Genomic DNA, 16,593 nt, shown 5'->3' with positions numbered 1-16,593 from the left:
AATCGTGAATACTGACGACGATCACAGCGGCAGCGAAAAGGCTTTGGTGCAGGCGTTGGGCGTGAAGCTAGCTGGCTTTGAACGGATCCTTATGATCGTCCTCACTGTCATCCCGTTTGCGGGGAAGCTCGCCCTGCTTGGCAGGGTTGTCCTTAACCGGCTTGGTCTCTTCAGCTTTCAAGGGGGAAGCGTATTTGTCCGTCATTATGGTCTCCTGTTATTACCACATCTGAAGTTTAGTCAACGATTCATCATCCGGGTAACAGAATCTACGGCTGCAATGAAGCACGGTTTCCGCCTCTACCCCGTGCCGGTCGAATAAGCGCAAAGCCCCGCTCAACAAACTCACGGTTATCGATAGGCCTTGCACCCTGCTGTAGCCCTTGCCACAGCCCCGTTAATGCATTAAACGCAAGCTGTGTCTCGCCATCAGGGGTATTAACGATATATTTTCCGCTCGGTAAATAGCCACACGAGTAACGTATTCTGCGCATCGGCGGCGCATTAACGGAGTATTCAATTTTACGAAAGCCAGTAGATGCCGTGATGAAAAAATAAAACGGCAGGCTGGTTATTTTTAAATCATCCACACTGGCAATAATTTCGCCATCGCGAAGCAGCTTTAATGCTTTCAATACCAGATTAACTGAATGGGATCCCGGATAATTGGGATATTCAGCCTTGAAATATACAAAATTCATGTTTGCACCTACGACCACTCATGGCTACTGCGTTAAATCAAGATTAGCAATGAAAACGCGGCCGCAACTATTTTTATTAAATAGTAGAGACGATCGGGCGGGGGTTTCCGCAGCAGCAAGAGAAATACACGCTACTGCGGCTGGAAAGTGGCGCAGGCTTAGGCAACTTTTTCCGCTACGGGACTTTCACACTGACGCAGACTGCGCTGCAGATCGTAAATCAGACTTTTTACCATTTCTGGTGACAGCTGGAAGAACTGTGAATCAAAGGTGCTGGCTCCCGCAGCATGCGGAGAGGCGCTGAAGCCGAACTGAACCACTACACCGTTATGATCCTCCACCGGGCCTACCTGCCAGCCAATGACTGGAAACGCAGGAAATACGGGCTCTTTGCTCATCCTAAATCTCCTTATAAACGTGATGCATAATGTAACCTTTGCAGCCAATCTCGTCAGCGGAGCTTAAGATTCATCTTAAACTCACCGGCGGAATTTTCAGTTTAGCTTACCGTCAGGCAGACACAAGCCGACCCTAAGAATTAAGGGCTATAACCTTGTAACCAGGAGCATTCTGAACCATTTACTGCAAGACGTTAACAGTACTTTCGTATGATTTGCACTTTCCCGCAGTTTATTTAGCACAAGCTTTACTGAATACCAGAAAGTTACGCTAAATAGTCATATTTCAATCGGGTAGCATAATTTCAACGTAAAAATAACGTACCAGGTAAAGTTTTTAAAGTATCAGCATAAATTTTAAAAAAAATAGCGAATCGGCGTATTGCTGTCTACGGTTATTACTGGTTCATTCAAACGAGACGGATAATTATGACGACACAAGATAACAACCTGCCACACTATCCACGCCCTCCTTTTGTAGAGCAAACTCAAAAAGTGCCGGGGCTTGCGTCAGAAATGAAGCCGATCCCCGATCATGGTGAAACCAGCTATACCGGTTCAGGCCGCCTGGCAGGGAAAAAAGCGCTTATTACTGGCGGCGACTCCGGTATTGGTCGCGCTGTAGCGATTGCTTATGCCCGTGAAGGCGCAGACGTCGCTATTAACTACCTGCCAGAAGAGGAGTCAGACGCTGAAGCGGTGATTGCCTTAATTAAGGCCGAAGGCCGCAATGCTGTCGCCCTGCCCGGTGATATTCGCTCAGAAACCTTCTGTCAGCAGCTGGTGGTCGAGGCCATCAACAAGCTTGGCGGGTTGGATATTCTGGTTAACAACGCCGGTCACCAGCAGTTCTGTGAATCTATTGAGACGCTGACCACCGAAGCTTTCGATGAGACCTTCAAAACCAACGTCTATGCGCCATTCTGGATCACTAAAGCAGCCGTGCCGCATCTGAAAGAGGGCGCGGTAATCATCAATACCTCTTCCGTTCAGGCCTTCCAGCCGAGCGATATCCTGCTGGACTATGCCCAGACCAAAGCTTGTAACGTGGCCTTTACTAAAGCGCTCGCTAAACAGCTGGGTCCGAAGGGGATCCGCGTTAACGCCGTTGCCCCAGGCCCATACTGGACGCCGCTGCAGGTGTGTGGCGGACAGCCGCAGGAGAAAGTGAAAGCTTTCGGTGAGACGGCTCCGCTTGCCCGTCCGGGACAGCCTGTCGAGATCGCCCCGCTCTATGTCCTGTTTGCCTCTGATGAAAGCTCCTTCTCGTCTGGCCAGGTTTGGTGCTCCGACGGCGGCACCGGTACCGTGTAACACGCAGGCAGGCCCTGCCTGCCTTATCGATTTTTGCAGGATAAGCATTGATGAAGAATCAACCTTTACCCCGAACCGAGCGTATCGATGGCTATGCCGGCCTTGGCGACTATGCCGCCATTGGCGATGGTCGTTCGGTAGCGTTGATTGCACCTGATGGTGCCATCGACTGGTGGTGCGCGCCGAACATGGACTCGCCGCCGCTGTTCGATCGCATTCTCGATGCGCAATTCGGGGGTTATTTTCAGATCGAACCGATCGATGACTACTGCATGCAGCGCCAGTACCGGGAAAACAGCAACGTGCTGGAGACCTGCTATACCACTAAAACGGGTAAAGTCAGATTTACCGAGTCCCTTAATAGTAATAACGCGGGTCGTCTGCCCTGGTGTGAGCTGGCCCGACGGATAGAGGGTTTAGAGGGCGAGGTGAAGCTAAAGCTGGTCTTTGTGCCCGGCACTGCCGCCTACACGCGCTCCTCCTGGATAAGTGATTCAGGTAAAGGTCAGATTGTTCACGTGGGCGATCTGATGGCCATGCTGCGCACTACGTCTGATATTGAGATCACCCTTGTTGATGACAAGGTGATCGAAGGCACCTTTACCGTTAAAGCAGGCTCACGTTCGCTGGTGGCCCTGCTGGTTAGCGATAAGGAGCCGCTGGCGGTGCCGCCGCTGGAGAGAATTGACGAGCGTATCGACGTTAGTGACAAAAACTGGGCGTCATGGGCAGAGAATTTGAGTTATGAAGGCGTACATAAGCAGCACGTTGTTCGCTCGGCGCTGGCACTGAAGTTTCTCCTCTACTCCCCTACCGGCGCGCTGGCCGCGGCCCCGACTACCTCACTTCCTGAGGGTATCGGCGGCGAGAAGAACTATGACTACCGCTATGCCTGGATCCGCGATGCCTGCCTGATTATTCGTGCCTTTGCTTTTATCGGCGCGCTTGAGGAGTGTAAAGCTGCTTTCTCGTGGCTAACCCATACCATCGTGCGTCATGAGGGCAAGCTGCGAGCCTGCTATACCCTCGATGGCGACGTGGTGCCAAATGAAACCTATTTGCCGCTTGATGGCTATAAAGGGTCCAAACCGGTACGCGTGGGTAATAACGCCCAGAGTCAGCAGCAGCTCAGTATGTATGGCGATATGCTGGATACTGCCCTGCTGTTTGTTCACGCCGGACATATTCTGGATCTTACCACCGCCCGTCTGCTGGCCTCGCTGGCAAATGAGTGTGCGGATACCTGGCGCCAGGACGACTGCGGTATCTGGGAGCTGCCCGAACGGCGTCACTACACCCATTCCAAAATGGCGTGTTGGGTAACGCTGGACATTGCCGTCCGGCTGGCAGAAGACGGTCATATTGAAAAAACCTGGGTTAACCGCTGGTCCCGGGAGCGAGACCGGATCAGCGACTGGATTGAAACCCACTGCTGGTCGGAAGAGAAGCAGGCCTACACTTTCTATGCGGGTTGCGACCATCTGGACGCTGCCATGTGCCTGACGTGGTACTACGGCAAGAAAGTTGACCCGGATCGAATGAAATCGACCTATAACGCCATGTATGAAGAGCTGGGACACCATTCACCGATGCTCTATCGCTACAGCGAAGTCGAGAAAGAGGAGAGCACTTTTGTGGCCTGCTCGTTCTGGCTGGTTGAGGCTTGGGCGCGGCTGGGTGACACAGCTAAGGCTTCAGAGTTCATGGATACCATTCTCGACAGCCTGTGCGACAAAGGCAACGTCGAGAACTTTAACGAGATGTTTGACGTGCGCACCGGCGAGTGGCGCGGCAATGTCCCGCAGGGGCTGAGCCATCTTTCTCTGATCTGCGCTGCCGACGCATTATCACGCTTTCGCGACGGCGAAAAACAGTGGCACGTCTGACGAAATCACCCAAGGCTTCTATACTTCAGAGCGTAAGTGCTCTGTTAAATCCACTGAAGAGAGCAATAAATTATTAGATCTTACGAGGAGTGATTAACGATGGCGACTAACTATACCGAACACTATCATGACTGGTTACGCGACGCTCATGCGATGGAGAAACAGGCCGAGTCCATGCTGGAGAAGATGGCAGGCCGTCTGGAGCACTACCCCGATTTGCGTGCGCGTATCGTACAGCATATTGAAGAGACGCGTCAGCAGCAGAAATTGGTTGATCAGGTTCTGGCCCGCAACAACATCTCTACCTCAACGCTGAAAGATGCAATGGGTAAACTCTCTGCGATGGGTCAGGCCATTGGCGGCATGATGACCCCTGATGAAGTTGTTAAGGGCGCAATCAGCGGCTACGTCTTCGAGCACTTTGAAATTGCCTGCTACACCTCGCTGATCAGCGCAGCCGAGCTGGCTGGTGACCATGAAGGCGCGGCAATTTTTGCTCAGATCCGTGAGCAGGAGATTGCGATGGCCGACTGGTGCCAGACCCACCTCCCTGACGTGACTGAACAGTTCCTGTCACGTTCGGCGCAGCCACATACTGAAGCAAAACGCTAATTCTGCATCCCCCTGCCCGTTTCGCTCTGAAGCGGGCACTCTTCCCCTCTCCGCTAAATTTCGCTAATTTTTGCCGCCTGACGAGTGCCCAAAATATAATATACTTGCATTAGTTAAGCCGCGTAATTAATTAAATCGCTTGCTTTTTACCGGACGTAAATATAATTAAAAGCAGCTACAATAATATTTACCAGAGCTTAACGACTGCGTTTAGCATGCCGTTCCCAATTATCCTGTTTCGCCTGGGCAGATTTGCGCAGCGCAATATAACAGGCCCCGCTTCCCCCATGATGCGGCAGCGCCTGACAAAATGCTTGCACATCCTCAAACTCAGGTAGCCATCGGGCAAGATAGCTACGCACAATATTAGCGTGCGATTTATCATCGCGTCCTTTGCCATGAATAATAAGTAAATTGCGCAGATTGTCCTGCCTTGCCTGATGCAGGAAACTAAATAGCATTTGGCGGCACTGCTCTACCGGCTGCTTCAGCAGGTTCAGGCTGGCCTGCTGGCTGTACTTGCCGAGGCGTAGCTTATCCAGCACCCCGCTCTGTAACCCTTCGCGACGAAACTCCAGCGGCATTGCCAGCGGCACGACCTCAAGAAAATCCGTCGTCAGAAAATTTTCCTGCTGCAACAGATCGATACGCGGCGGCGTGCGCGTATTACGGCTGGGTTGCCAGTGTACGTCGGCACAGCGTTTCAGGGGTTGGACATCCTCCATGGCGTCAAGAAATAGCGATTTGTCGTCAAGGTTCATGCTCGCTCCTCGTGTAACGTTTGACAGCACAGGCGCTACTATAGCCACCTGCGCGACAGGTCTCAACGATGTTGATTAATTTCCTGAACATTCCTGAAAGGAGACTTAATCAGCATAATGTACTCGGGTTTAAGTACATTAACCTCTCCTTAACTAATACCACAATTACAGTAAACAAAATGGTTTAACTTAAATCGTTGACAAATTCATTACCAATTTTTACTGGAATTAGCATTAAAGATGTCTATACTAAAATAAACCCGCATAAGGAATCGTTGCGTTAAAATAAGGTAGGGATGCACTGCTGTGTGTACTGTAGAGTCTGGCGGATGTCGGCAGGCTCTATTTTTTTGCGCCAAAATCGGTAAGATAATATCCTATATTGCCACGCTGCATGTTCAGGATCCCTCATGTTAACCCTGCTGGAAGATAAAATTGACACGCCTCTTGGCCCTTTGTGGGTGATCTGCGATGAACAGTATCGCCTGCGCGCCGTCGAGTGGGAAGAGCACGCCGACCGTATGGAACTGCTGCTCAACGTTCACTACCGTAAGCCAGGCTACCGCCGGGTAGCGACAACCAACCCCGGCGGGTTAAGCGATAAACTCCACGACTACTTTGCTGGCAACCTTAGCGTGATAGATGACCTGCCCACCGAAACGGCGGGCACCCCTTTTCAGCGCGAGGTATGGAAAGCGCTGCGTGAGATCCCCTGCGGCCAGGTTATCCACTACGGTCAGCTGGCTGATCTACTGGGGCGGGCCGGTGCAGCACGGGCGGTCGGCGCAGCAAATGGCTCTAATCCAGTAAGCATCGTCGTCCCCTGCCATCGGGTCATCGGGCGGAACGGTACTCTGACCGGCTACGCCGGTGGCGTGCAGCGCAAAGAGTGGCTTTTGCGTCATGAGGGTTATCTTTTACTGTGAAAAAAGAGGCCGTTTTGTGCCTTTTTACTGGCGATTATTCGATAAACCCATAATCAAACTAAGGAATTTCAATGAGTTAAACTTATTGATTTTCCAATGGTTCCAATAATCGCTGTTTGACGTTTAACCAGGCTTACGTGGTCAGCAAAAAGATGTTAAAATTGACCAATATCAATTACGGCCTGAGCAGACTTATGATCCCGGAAAAGCGAATTATACGACGCATTCAATCTGGCGGTTGTGCTATCCATTGCCAGGATTGCAGCATCAGCCAGCTTTGTATCCCGTTTACTCTCAATGAACATGAGCTGGACCAGCTTGATAACATCATCGAGCGCAAAAAACCGATTCAGAAAGGACAAACGCTGTTTAAAGCGGGTGACGAACTGAAATCGCTCTATGCGATCCGCTCCGGTACTATTAAGAGCTACACCATTACTGAACAGGGCGATGAGCAGATCACCGGTTTCCATCTGGCGGGTGACCTGGTGGGCTTCGACGCTATCGGTACCGGTCATCATCCAAGCTTTGCTCAGGCGCTTGAGACCTCAATGGTCTGCGAAATTCCGTTTGAGACGCTGGACGATCTCTCCGGTAAGATGCCTAACCTGCGCCAGCAGATGATGCGTCTGATGAGCGGCGAAATCAAAGGCGATCAGGATATGATCCTGCTGCTATCCAAGAAAAATGCAGAAGAGCGCCTGGCGGCCTTTATCTATAACCTCTCCCGCCGTTTTGCCCAGCGCGGTTTCTCACCCCGTGAGTTCCGTCTGACCATGACCCGTGGCGATATCGGTAACTACCTGGGCCTGACGGTAGAGACCATTAGCCGCCTGCTGGGACGCTTCCAGAAAAGCGGCATGCTGGCAGTAAAAGGTAAGTACATCACCATCGAGAACGGCGATATTCTTGCCGAGCTTGCCGGTCACGCACGTAACGTCGCCTGACGTTAACGTCACTATTCAGCCCTTGCCAGACAGCAAAATAGTCCGATTTGTTGATCTGGCAAAGGTTCTACTCTGTTTCATTTAGCTCATATAGGTTACTCTTTTACTTACAGACTGCGGTGACAGATGTAAGGAGACCCTGTATGGCCATGTATCAAAATATGCTGGTTGCCATCGATCCCAATCAGGATGACCAGCCAGCGCTGCGGCGCGCTGTATATTTGCATCAGAAGATAGGCGGCCGCATTAAAGCCTTTCTGCCGATCTATGACTTCTCATACGAAATGACCACCCTTCTGTCGCCCGACGAGCGGACCGCCATGCGTCAGGGCGTCATTAGCCAGCGGACCGCCTGGATCCGCGAGCAGGCAAAATTCTACCTTGATGCCGGAGTGCCAATTGATATCAAGGTGATCTGGCACAACCGCCCCTTCGAAGCCATTATTCAGGAAGTCTTAACCGGGCAACACGATCTGGTATTGAAGATGACCCACCAGCACGACAAGCTGGAATCGGTGATCTTTACCCCTACAGACTGGCACCTGCTGCGTAAGTGCCCCTGCCCGGTCTGGATGGTAAAAGACCAGCCGTGGCCTGAAGGTGGCAAGGCGCTGGTCGCGGTCAATCTGGCCAGCGAAGAGCCGTACCATAATGCGCTGAACGAGAAGCTGGTGCGTGAAACTATCCAGCTGGCCGAACAGGTAAATCACACGGAAGTCCATCTGATCGGTGCTTACCCTGTCACCCCGATTAACATTGCTATCGAGCTTCCGGAGTTTGATCCTACCGTCTACAACGATGCTATCCGTGGTCAACACCTGCTGGCGATGAAAGCCCTGCGGCAGAAGTTTGGTATTTCAGAGAAGCTGACCCACGTTGAAAAAGGGCTGCCCGAAGAGGTGATCCCTGACCTGACAGAGCATCTGCAGGCAGGTGTGGTCGTGCTGGGAACGGTCGGGCGTACCGGCCTCTCCGCCGCGTTTTTAGGTAATACCGCCGAGCAGGTTATCGACCATCTGCGCTGCGACCTGTTGGTGATCAAACCCGATGATTACCGGTCGCCGGTTGAGATTGATGACGACGAAGACGATTGAGTCGTTGATGCTATAAAAAAACCGCCGTAAAGGCGGTTTTTTTGTTTAATGCGTCTTTTACAACGCTTTGAGGATCGCATCCACGCTCTGCTTGGCATCGCCAAACAGCATCTGGGTGTTCTCTTTAAAGAACAGCGGGTTCTGCACGCCAGCGTAGCCGGTGTTCATTGAGCGCTTAAACACAATCACGTTCTGCGCCTTCCACACTTCCAGAACCGGCATCCCGGCAATCGGGCTACGCGGATCGTCCAGCGCCGCCGGGTTGACGGTATCGTTCGCGCCAATGACCAGCACCGTATCGGTATCGGCGAAATCATCGTTGATCTCATCCATCTCCAGTACGATGTCGTACGGCACCTTCGCCTCTGCCAGCAGCACGTTCATATGGCCCGGCAGACGTCCAGCAACCGGGTGAATACCGAAGCGCACCTTGATGCCGCGAGCGCGCAGCTTCTCAGTGATCTCGGCAACCGGATACTGCGCCTGCGCCACCGCCATGCCGTAACCTGGGGTAATGATGACCGAGTGTGAATTCTTCAGCAGATCTGCGGTATCTTCCGCGCTGATTTCACGATGCTCACCCACCTCGTCGTCTTCACCGGTTGAGGAGCCGTCGGTGCCAAAGCCACCGGCGATCACGCTAACAAACGAACGGTTCATCGCCTTACACATGATGTAGGAGAGGATCGCACCGGACGAGCCTACCAGCGCACCGGTCACGATCAGCAGGTCGTTGCTGAGCATAAAGCCCGCCGCCGCCGCTGCCCAGCCAGAGTAGGAGTTGAGCATCGACACCACAACCGGCATATCTGCCCCGCCGATCGACGCCACCAGGTGCCAGCCAAAGGCCAGCGCAATAATGGTCATCACCAGCAGCGCCAGCACCTGCAGCCCTACGCTTTCGGTACGAACAAACACCAGCAGCAGCAGGAATGAGACCACCAGCGCCGCAAGGTTCATCTTGTGACGGTTCGGTAGCATCAGCGGTTTAGAGGAGATCTTACCGCGCAGCTTGCCGAACGCCACGATGGAGCCGGTGAAAGTCACCGCACCGATAAAGATACCCAGGAACACCTCAGTCAGGTGAATATTGACCAGAATCGGCTCGAGTCCCGGCTCGTGATACAGGTAGCTGTTAAAGCCTACCAGCACCGCTGCCAGACCCACGAAGCTGTGCAGGATCGCCACCAGCTCCGGCATCTCGGTCATCTCAACTTTTTTCGCCAGATGGATACCAATCGCGCCACCGATAATCATCGCGACGATGATCCAGGCAACGTTGCCGGTATCCGGCCCAAAGATGGTGGCGATCAGCGCAATCGCCATCCCGGCCATGCCAAAGCGGTTACCCTGCTGAGAGGTCTCATGCTTTGACAGCCCGGCCAGGCTGAAAATAAACAGGATCGCGGCAACAATGTATGCAGCTGTAACTAATCCTCCAGACATGTGCTACCCCTTAGTTCTTCCGGAACATTTTCAGCATGCGCTGAGTGACGGTGAAACCACCGAAAATATTGATACTGGCAATCAGAACGGCAATAAAGCTCAGGAAGCTTATCCAGCCGCCGTGACCGATTTGCAACAGTGCACCGACAACGATAATGCCCGAGATGGCATTAGTGACCGACATTAGCGGCGTATGCAGCGCATGGGAGACGTTCCACACCACGTAGTAACCCACCACACAGGCCAGTGCGAAGACGGTAAAGTGACCAAGGAACTCTTTCGGTGCGACATCCGCCAGCCACCCGAAGAGGATAATCACCAGCGCCATCAGGGCATATTTACGCCACGGCGAAGCGGGAGCCTTAGGTGCCTCAGGCGCTGGGGCAGCTTTTTTGGCCGCCTGCGGCTGGGCAGAGACCTGAATAGGCGGCGCAGGCCAGGTGGTTTCGCCGTCGCGGATCACCGTGACGCCGCGCACCACCACGTCGTCAAAATCAACGGTGACGTTGCCATCTTTCTCTTTGCACAACAGCTTCAGTAGGTTAACCAGGTTAGTGCCGTAGAGCTGGGAGGACTGGGTCGGCAGGCGACCCGGCAGGTCGGTGTAACCAATCACCTTAACACCGTTGGCGGTGGTGAAGATCTCGTTAGGCACGGTGTATTCGCAGTTGCCGCCGTTTTGCGCTGCCAGATCGACAATCACGCTGCCAGGCTTCATGGAGTCCACCATCTCACGGGTGATCAGCGTCGGTGCCGGTTTGCCAGGGATTAGCGCGGTGGTCACAATGATGTCCACCTCTTTTGCCTGAGCGGCGAAGAGCGCCATCTCGGCTTTGATAAACGCTTCGGACATCACCTTGGCGTAGCCGTCGCCGCTGCCCGCTTCTTCTTTGAAATCCAGCTCGAGGAACTCAGCGCCCATGCTCTGAACCTGCTCTTTCACTTCCGGACGGGTATCAAAGGCGCGCACAATAGCGCCGAGGCTGTTGGCTGCGCCAATTGCGGCAAGACCGGCAACACCAGCACCAATGACCATCACTTTTGCCGGTGGCACTTTCCCGGCGGCGGTGATCTGCCCGGTAAAGAAGCGACCAAACTCGTGAGCAGCCTCTACAATGGCACGGTAGCCAGCAATGTTCGCCATCGAGCTGAGAGCATCAAGGGACTGGGCGCGGGAGATACGCGGCACGGAGTCCATTGCCATTACCGTTACGTTACGTGCAGCGAGCTTCTCAAGCAGCTGCGGGTTCTGTGCGGGCCAGATAAAGCTGACCAGCGTAGTGCCCGGATTAAGGCGTTCAATCTCGTCGTCGCCAGGCGCGTTCACCTTAAGAATGATGTCTGATTGCCAGATAGCACTACCATCGACAACCTCGGCACCCGCCTCGGTAAAGGCATGGTCATCGAAGCTTGCTAACTTGCCCGCGTCGCTTTCGACCGCGACGGTGAAACCCAGCTTCAGCAGCTGCTCGACCGTTTTCGGTGTCGCTGCCACGCGGGTCTCATTGGCCAACCGCTCTTTTGGTATACCAATACGCATAGTTTTCCCTTCCATCGGTTTTGAATGATGGTTTGTCAGTTTTTTTCACAGGTATCAAAAAATAAAACCGTAACAAACTTTCTATAACCTACTGAAAATAACGCTTGTGATCTACCGCAACAATTCAGAAATTAAGGTTTTATTAGGGAAAATTGAGCCAGCACGGGTATAAACAGCCCAATTTAACTTTAAATAATAGCAACGGCCCCATATTCCGCTTATACGAGGCGGCAAAACATGATTTATCGCCGGGCCAGATCCGTATTTTAACAAGGTATTAACTTAAAAAAGTCATATGCTTAATCGCTTTTTCTGGTCAAGAGCCTGTTTTTTCAACATATCGCGTTTTGTTATGCCTGCCCATCGCCTCGCGGGTGCAGGCGGTGAAAAATCTCGCAGACAGTCACAAGATTAAAATGCAATAATCACCCACGTTTTCAAGACATCTCTAATACCAGTATCTGGTTTGCGCAAGGCGAAGGACTATTTTTATGAAGCTTAAGAACACCCTCCTGGCATCCGCACTCCTGTCGGCAACGGCCCTGTCGGCTCATGCCGCAACCGAGTTGACGCCGGAGCAAGCGGAAGCGGTAAAACCCTACGACCGCGTCGTCGTAACCGGCCGCTTTACCGCCATTGGTGACGCTGTCGCCGCCGTCTCCAACCGCGCCGATAAAGAGGGCGCAGACGCTTTCTTCGTGGTTGATACCTCCGATGTAGGCAACAGCGGTAACTGGCGTGTAACGGCCGATCTCTATAAAAATGATGCGGCTAAAGCAGACGTACCGCAAAACCGAGTGATCAACGGCGTGACCGAGCTGCCAAAAGAGCAGGCCGTTCAGCTGGAGCCGTTTGATACCGTGACCGTACAGGGCTTCTACCGCAGCCAGCCTGACGTCAACGCCGCTATCACTAAAGCAGCGAAAGCGAAAGGTGCTGCGTCGTTCTATATCGTGCGCCAGGTTGATGCTAACGACGGTGGTAACCAACGTATTACCGCCTATATCTATAAAGCCGATGCGAAGAAGCGCGTGCTGCAGAGCCCGGATGCGATCCCCGCTGATTCTGAATCAGGCCGCGCCGCGCTGGCGAAAGGCGGTGAAGAGGCGAAGAAAGTTGAGATCCCTGGCATTGCCACCAGCGCCGCACCGAGTGCGGAAGTGGGCCGCTTCTTCGAAACACAAACCTCGAAGGGTGGACGTTACACCGTCACCTTGCCGGACGGTACTAAAGTTGAAGAGGTGAATAAAATTACCGCTGCGCAGATGGTGCCATTCGATAGCATTAAGTTCACTGGCAACTACGGCAATGGGACCGAAGTCTCTTACCAGGTGGCAAAACGGGCCGCTAAAAAAGGCGCGAAATATTATCATATTACGCGTCAGTGGCAGGAACGCGGCAACAACCTCACCATTAGCGCTGACCTCTACAGATAATTCTCCAAAAGGCGGCTGAAGCCGCCTTTTTCTCGCATTTCTGCAAATTTCTGCCATACATCATTGCATGCACATCTTCCACTACGTAAAATCCCGCGCCTTAGTATGATCCACGCTATTTATGCGCTCCGGCGAAATAATTATTCTGGATTTGTTGTTTTTTTAACAGGATGCCAATGGAAAAGAAACTTGGCCTGAGCGCGCTGACTGCGCTTGTTTTAAGTTCAATGCTGGGTGCAGGCGTATTCAGCCTGCCGCAGAATATGGCGGCCGTCGCCAGCCCTGCCGCGTTAATGATCGGCTGGGCCATTACCGGGGTAGGCATTCTGCTGCTGGCCTTCGCTATGCTGCTGCTGACCCGTCTGCGCCCCGATCTCGACGGCGGAATATTTACCTATGCCCGGGAAGGTTTCGGCGAGCTGATTGGTTTCTGCTCCGCCTGGGGCTACTGGCTCTGCGCAGTGATCGCCAACGTCTCCTATCTGGTTATCGTCTTCTCGGCGCTGAGCTTCTTCACCGATACGCCAGCGCTGCGCCTGTTTGGCGACGGCAATACCTGGCAATCTATCGTTGGCGCGTCATGCCTGCTGTGGATCGTTCACTGGCTGGTGCTGCGCGGGGTGCAAACTGCGGCGAGCATCAACCTGGCGGCGACGATGGCCAAGCTGGTGCCGCTGGGTCTGTTTGTTGTGCTGGCCGGGCTAGCCTTTAACGCCGACAGGTTTAGCCTTGATTTTACCGGAGTAGAGCTTGGCGTACCGGTCTGGGAGCAGGTAAAAAACACCATGCTCATCACCCTGTGGGTCTTCATTGGCGTCGAGGGTGCGGTGGTCGTATCCGCACGGGCGCGCAACAAGCAGGACGTAGGCCGGGCTACGCTGATGGCGGTAATCGCCGCTCTGACGGTCTATCTGCTGGTCACCCTGCTGTCGCTGGGTGTAGTCCCGCGTCCGCAGCTGGCGGAGATGCGCAACCCCTCTATGGCCGGGTTGATGGTAGATATGATGGGCTCCTGGGGTGAGGTGATCATTGCTGCCGGGCTGATCGTCTCTGTTTGCGGCGCTTACCTGAGCTGGACTATTATGGCGGCAGAGGTGCCTCTGCTGGCGGCCAAATACAAAGCCTTCCCGCGTATTTTTGCCCGTCAGAATGAGAACAACGCCCCGTCGGCGTCGCTTTGGCTTACTAACGCTAGCGTGCAGATCTGCCTGATTTTGATCTGGCTCACAGGTTCAGATTACAATACGCTTTTAACCATCGCATCCGAGATGATTCTGGTACCTTACTTTCTGGTGGGTGCCTATCTGTTAAAAGTGGCCCAGCGTCCGCTGCATCAGGCAACGGGTATTGGTGCCTGCATCTATGGCCTCTGGTTACTTTATGCCTCCGGGCCAATGCATCTGCTGCTTTCGGTAGTGCTCTATGCACCAGGCCTGCTGGTCTTTCTCTATGCACGCCGCACCCATCAGCAGCGCGATTTGTTACAACGTCACGAAAAGGTGCTAATGGGTCTGCTGCTCATTGCTGCTCTTCCGGCGACCTGGATATTGATGGGGCAGTAACGCTGCCCTACGCTGTAAACCAAGGAGATTACGATGGGAAAAAACGACCCCTGCCCGATTCTGATCACCGGCGGCGGCCGCCGTATTGGCCTAGCCATTGCCCACCATTTTCTCAACCAGCAGCAGCCGGTTATTGTTAGCTACCGCACGCCCTACCCGGCGATTGACGTTTTACAGGAGGCAGGCGCAGTCTGCATCCAGGCGGATTTCTGTCACGATGAGGGTATCCTCGCCTTTGCCGATCAGGTGAAATCTCTCACCCGCGGGCTGCGGGGAATTATCCACAATGCCGGTGCCTGGGTGCCGGAGAAGCCAGGCACGCCGATCACCGAGGTGCTCTGCTCGATGATGCAGATCCACGTCCATGCTCCTTATCTGCTGAATCATGCCCTGGAAAGCCTGCTGCGCGGCCACGGTCACTCTGGCGGAGACATTATCCACTTTACCGACTACGTCGTTGAACGCGGCAGCGATAAGCATATCGCCTATGCAGCCAGCAAGGCGGCGCTGGATAATATGACCCGCTCGTTTGCCCGCAAGCTGGCTCCAGAGGTAAAAGTAAACTCGATCGCCCCGTCGCTGATTCTGTTCAATGAAGGGGATGACGCTGAATATCGGCAGAAGGCCCTGAATAAGTCGCTGATGAAAATTGCCCCCGGCGAGAAAGAGGTAATCGATCTGATCGACTACCTCCTTACCAGCCGGTTCGTGACCGGCCGCAGCTTTGCGCTCGACGGCGGTCGTCCGCTGCGCTAGTGGAAGCGGCTCCAGCAGTAGATAAGCAGCCAGGCGCTGAGGCTCCAGCAGAGTACCGCCCCCCCCAGCGCCAGCGGCAGCCGCATTGAGGCAGTGAAGTACCAGAGCGACAGCAGGTATAAAAAGTAGGGAATAATAGCCCACATGCCAAACACGATGGTGGTGCGCAGCGCCTCGATACCGCGCTCGGAAGCGACGATATAGTGCGCTATCAGCGCAAAGGTAGGAAACAGCGGGATTAGCCCGGCAATATAGTAATTTTTTGTTTTCGCTAACACGCCAATCAGTAAGACTACCAGCGCGCCAATCGCCGCTTTAACCACCAACCCCATGATTTTTCCCTGACTCTTTACAAAATAAAGCAACCAGCATAACGGAAGCACCGCCGTTTATGAAAGATTAATGGAAGCGTCCGGCAAGGCGGTGTATGTTGGCGTTTTTGCCCCTTATGATGACCTATGAATAAGATCGTTTTTGTAGAAGACGACCCGGAAGTGGGTACGCTGATTGCTGCCTACCTTGGCAAGCACGATATTGAGGTAGTTCTGGAGACGCGGGGCGATCGCGCCGAAGAGACTATCCTGCGTGAAAAGCCTGAGCTTGTGCTGCTCGATATTATGCTTCCCGGCAAGGATGGTATGACGCTCTGTCGCGATCTACACGGTCAGTGGCAAGGTCCTATTGTGCTCCTCACCTCCCTTGATAGCGATATGAATCACATTCTCTCTCTTGAGATGGGAGCCAGCGACTACATTCTGAAAACTACCCCACCTGCCGTGCTGCTGGCTCGCCTGCGCCTCCATCTGCGCCAGAGTTCCGGGGCCACGCGCCCCGCTGCCGCATCGCTGACTCCACACAACGCGCTGCGCTTTGGCACGTTGTCTATCGATCCCGTCAACCGCCAGGTGCTGTTAGCCAACAATCCGGTGGCCCTCTCCACCGCCGATTTTGACCTGCTCTGGGAGCTGGCTACCCACGCCGGGCAGATCATGGACCGCGATGCGCTGTTGAAAAACCTGCGCGGGGTAAGCTACGACGGACTGGATCGCAGCGTTGACGTGGCAATATCGCGCCTGCGCAAGAAGCTGCTGGATAGCGCCACCGAGCCTTACCGGATCAAGACCGTGCGTAACAAGGGCTATCTGTTTGCCCCGCACGCGTGGGATAACTAATGAATGAAAAAGTTGCTCGACCGAATTTGAGTCGCTGCGTGT

General features: G+C 53.6%; 17 protein-coding genes. 10 read left to right on the top strand and 7 right to left on the bottom strand.

The genetic code is table 11. The features are described 5' to 3' along the window. Nucleotides 1-67: 67 nt before the first annotated feature. The 3 genes from RTM13_RS17020 to RTM13_RS17010 all read right to left on the bottom strand — a co-directional run bounded on the left by RTM13_RS17020 (nt 68) and on the right by RTM13_RS17010 (nt 1,099). Nucleotides 68-205 (bottom strand): hypothetical protein, encoded by a 138-nt coding sequence (locus tag RTM13_RS17020; protein WP_312213520.1) that lies wholly within the window; start codon nt 203-205, stop codon nt 68-70. A 64-nt stretch (nt 206-269) separates the two neighbouring features. Next, nucleotides 270-701, bottom strand: coding sequence for a hypothetical protein (locus RTM13_RS17015; RefSeq protein WP_312213518.1), 432 nt, complete (start codon nt 699-701; stop codon nt 270-272). A gap of 158 nt (nt 702-859) precedes the next feature. After that, on the bottom strand, nt 860-1,099 hold the full coding sequence (locus RTM13_RS17010) for a hypothetical protein (RefSeq protein ID WP_312213516.1): 240 nt from the start codon (nt 1,097-1,099) through the stop codon (nt 860-862). A 429-nt stretch (nt 1,100-1,528) separates the two neighbouring features. Here RTM13_RS17010 and RTM13_RS17005 point away from each other — a divergent pair, with 429 nt between their 5' ends. From RTM13_RS17005 to RTM13_RS16995, 3 genes are all read left to right on the top strand, one after another. Continuing rightward, complete coding sequence (locus RTM13_RS17005; RefSeq protein ID WP_042393648.1) at nt 1,529-2,413, top strand: SDR family oxidoreductase; 885 nt, start codon at nt 1,529-1,531, stop codon at nt 2,411-2,413. 50 nt (nt 2,414-2,463) lie between these two features. Beyond that, on the top strand, nt 2,464-4,299 hold the full coding sequence (locus RTM13_RS17000; RefSeq protein ID WP_312213514.1) for a glycoside hydrolase family 15 protein: 1,836 nt from the start codon (nt 2,464-2,466) through the stop codon (nt 4,297-4,299). Between the two features lie 99 nt (nt 4,300-4,398). Next, nucleotides 4,399-4,911 (top strand): DUF892 family protein, encoded by a 513-nt coding sequence (locus RTM13_RS16995; protein WP_312213512.1) that lies wholly within the window; start codon nt 4,399-4,401, stop codon nt 4,909-4,911. Between the two features lie 197 nt (nt 4,912-5,108). Here the strand turns inward: RTM13_RS16995 and smrA are convergent, their stop codons facing one another. Next, nucleotides 5,109-5,672, bottom strand: coding sequence for a DNA endonuclease SmrA (gene smrA, locus RTM13_RS16990; protein WP_312213510.1), 564 nt, complete (start codon nt 5,670-5,672; stop codon nt 5,109-5,111). Nucleotides 5,673-6,082: 410 nt separating this feature from the next. Between smrA and ogt the strand changes: the two genes are divergently transcribed. The 3 genes from ogt to uspE all read left to right on the top strand — a co-directional run bounded on the left by ogt (nt 6,083) and on the right by uspE (nt 8,639). Continuing rightward, nucleotides 6,083-6,598 carry a methylated-DNA--[protein]-cysteine S-methyltransferase gene (ogt, locus tag RTM13_RS16985; RefSeq protein ID WP_312213508.1) on the top strand — a complete coding sequence of 172 codons (516 nt, stop codon included), beginning with the start codon at nt 6,083-6,085 and terminating at the stop codon, nt 6,596-6,598. A gap of 194 nt (nt 6,599-6,792) precedes the next feature. Beyond that, nucleotides 6,793-7,545, top strand: coding sequence for a fumarate/nitrate reduction transcriptional regulator Fnr (gene fnr / locus RTM13_RS16980; RefSeq protein ID WP_131406021.1), 753 nt, complete (start codon nt 6,793-6,795; stop codon nt 7,543-7,545). Between the two features lie 143 nt (nt 7,546-7,688). Continuing rightward, nucleotides 7,689-8,639 (top strand): universal stress protein UspE, encoded by a 951-nt coding sequence (gene uspE / locus RTM13_RS16975; protein ID WP_312213506.1) that lies wholly within the window; start codon nt 7,689-7,691, stop codon nt 8,637-8,639. A 57-nt stretch (nt 8,640-8,696) separates the two neighbouring features. Here the strand turns inward: uspE and pntB are convergent, their stop codons facing one another. Together pntB and pntA are read right to left on the bottom strand one after the other, a co-directional pair. After that, nucleotides 8,697-10,085 (bottom strand): Re/Si-specific NAD(P)(+) transhydrogenase subunit beta, encoded by a 1,389-nt coding sequence (gene pntB, locus RTM13_RS16970; protein WP_312213504.1) that lies wholly within the window; start codon nt 10,083-10,085, stop codon nt 8,697-8,699. Between the two features lie 10 nt (nt 10,086-10,095). Beyond that, nucleotides 10,096-11,625, bottom strand: coding sequence for a Re/Si-specific NAD(P)(+) transhydrogenase subunit alpha (gene pntA / locus RTM13_RS16965; protein ID WP_312213502.1), 1,530 nt, complete (start codon nt 11,623-11,625; stop codon nt 10,096-10,098). A gap of 491 nt (nt 11,626-12,116) precedes the next feature. Here pntA and ydgH point away from each other — a divergent pair, with 491 nt between their 5' ends. From ydgH to folM, 3 genes are all read left to right on the top strand, one after another. After that, the gene (gene ydgH, locus RTM13_RS16960; protein ID WP_312213500.1) at nt 12,117-13,061 is read left to right on the top strand and encodes a DUF1471 family protein YdgH; all 945 of its coding nucleotides are present in this window, start codon (nt 12,117-12,119) and stop codon (nt 13,059-13,061) included. 176 nt (nt 13,062-13,237) lie between these two features. Beyond that, the gene (locus tag RTM13_RS16955; protein WP_312213498.1) at nt 13,238-14,623 is read left to right on the top strand and encodes an amino acid permease; all 1,386 of its coding nucleotides are present in this window, start codon (nt 13,238-13,240) and stop codon (nt 14,621-14,623) included. Nucleotides 14,624-14,656: 33 nt separating this feature from the next. Then, nucleotides 14,657-15,379, top strand: a complete 723-nt coding sequence (gene folM / locus RTM13_RS16950; protein WP_312213496.1) for a dihydromonapterin reductase — start codon at nt 14,657-14,659, stop codon at nt 15,377-15,379. On the opposite strand, the gene RTM13_RS16945 is transcribed toward folM, so the two are convergent. Next, nucleotides 15,376-15,711 carry a GlpM family protein gene (locus RTM13_RS16945; protein ID WP_312213494.1) on the bottom strand — a complete coding sequence of 112 codons (336 nt, stop codon included), beginning with the start codon at nt 15,709-15,711 and terminating at the stop codon, nt 15,376-15,378. The two genes, folM and RTM13_RS16945, sit on opposite strands and share 4 nt — an antisense overlap. A gap of 126 nt (nt 15,712-15,837) precedes the next feature. Here RTM13_RS16945 and rstA point away from each other — a divergent pair, with 126 nt between their 5' ends. Then, nucleotides 15,838-16,551 (top strand): two-component system response regulator RstA, encoded by a 714-nt coding sequence (gene rstA / locus RTM13_RS16940; protein ID WP_312213492.1) that lies wholly within the window; start codon nt 15,838-15,840, stop codon nt 16,549-16,551. The last annotated feature ends 42 nt before the right edge of the window (nt 16,552-16,593 follow it).

The organism is Pseudescherichia sp., from assembly GCF_031979925.1.
GTDB lineage: Bacteria > Pseudomonadota > Gammaproteobacteria > Enterobacterales > Enterobacteriaceae > Pseudescherichia.
This window is presented reverse-complemented; position numbering and strand designations above follow the sequence as displayed.

What these genes read in the sequence shown, in the direction of transcription:
- folM (WP_312213496.1), top strand. Translation starts at nt 14,657, where the DNA reads ATGGGAAAAAACGACCCCTGCCCGATTCTGATCACCGGCGGCGGCCGC.
- pntB (WP_312213504.1), bottom strand. Translation starts at nt 10,085, where the DNA reads ATGTCTGGAGGATTAGTTACAGCTGCATACATTGTTGCCGCGATCCTG.
- rstA (WP_312213492.1), top strand. Translation starts at nt 15,838, where the DNA reads ATGAATAAGATCGTTTTTGTAGAAGACGACCCGGAAGTGGGTACGCTG.
- RTM13_RS17005 (WP_042393648.1), top strand. Translation starts at nt 1,529, where the DNA reads ATGACGACACAAGATAACAACCTGCCACACTATCCACGCCCTCCTTTT.
- RTM13_RS16995 (WP_312213512.1), top strand. Translation starts at nt 4,399, where the DNA reads ATGGCGACTAACTATACCGAACACTATCATGACTGGTTACGCGACGCT.
- RTM13_RS16955 (WP_312213498.1), top strand. Translation starts at nt 13,238, where the DNA reads ATGGAAAAGAAACTTGGCCTGAGCGCGCTGACTGCGCTTGTTTTAAGT.
- smrA (WP_312213510.1), bottom strand. Translation starts at nt 5,672, where the DNA reads ATGAACCTTGACGACAAATCGCTATTTCTTGACGCCATGGAGGATGTC.
- pntA (WP_312213502.1), bottom strand. Translation starts at nt 11,625, where the DNA reads ATGCGTATTGGTATACCAAAAGAGCGGTTGGCCAATGAGACCCGCGTG.
- fnr (WP_131406021.1), top strand. Translation starts at nt 6,793, where the DNA reads ATGATCCCGGAAAAGCGAATTATACGACGCATTCAATCTGGCGGTTGT.
- uspE (WP_312213506.1), top strand. Translation starts at nt 7,689, where the DNA reads ATGGCCATGTATCAAAATATGCTGGTTGCCATCGATCCCAATCAGGAT.
- RTM13_RS16945 (WP_312213494.1), bottom strand. Translation starts at nt 15,711, where the DNA reads ATGGGGTTGGTGGTTAAAGCGGCGATTGGCGCGCTGGTAGTCTTACTG.
- RTM13_RS17000 (WP_312213514.1), top strand. Translation starts at nt 2,464, where the DNA reads ATGAAGAATCAACCTTTACCCCGAACCGAGCGTATCGATGGCTATGCC.
- ydgH (WP_312213500.1), top strand. Translation starts at nt 12,117, where the DNA reads ATGAAGCTTAAGAACACCCTCCTGGCATCCGCACTCCTGTCGGCAACG.
- RTM13_RS17020 (WP_312213520.1), bottom strand. Translation starts at nt 205, where the DNA reads ATGACGGACAAATACGCTTCCCCCTTGAAAGCTGAAGAGACCAAGCCG.
- ogt (WP_312213508.1), top strand. Translation starts at nt 6,083, where the DNA reads ATGTTAACCCTGCTGGAAGATAAAATTGACACGCCTCTTGGCCCTTTG.
- RTM13_RS17010 (WP_312213516.1), bottom strand. Translation starts at nt 1,099, where the DNA reads ATGAGCAAAGAGCCCGTATTTCCTGCGTTTCCAGTCATTGGCTGGCAG.
- RTM13_RS17015 (WP_312213518.1), bottom strand. Translation starts at nt 701, where the DNA reads ATGAATTTTGTATATTTCAAGGCTGAATATCCCAATTATCCGGGATCC.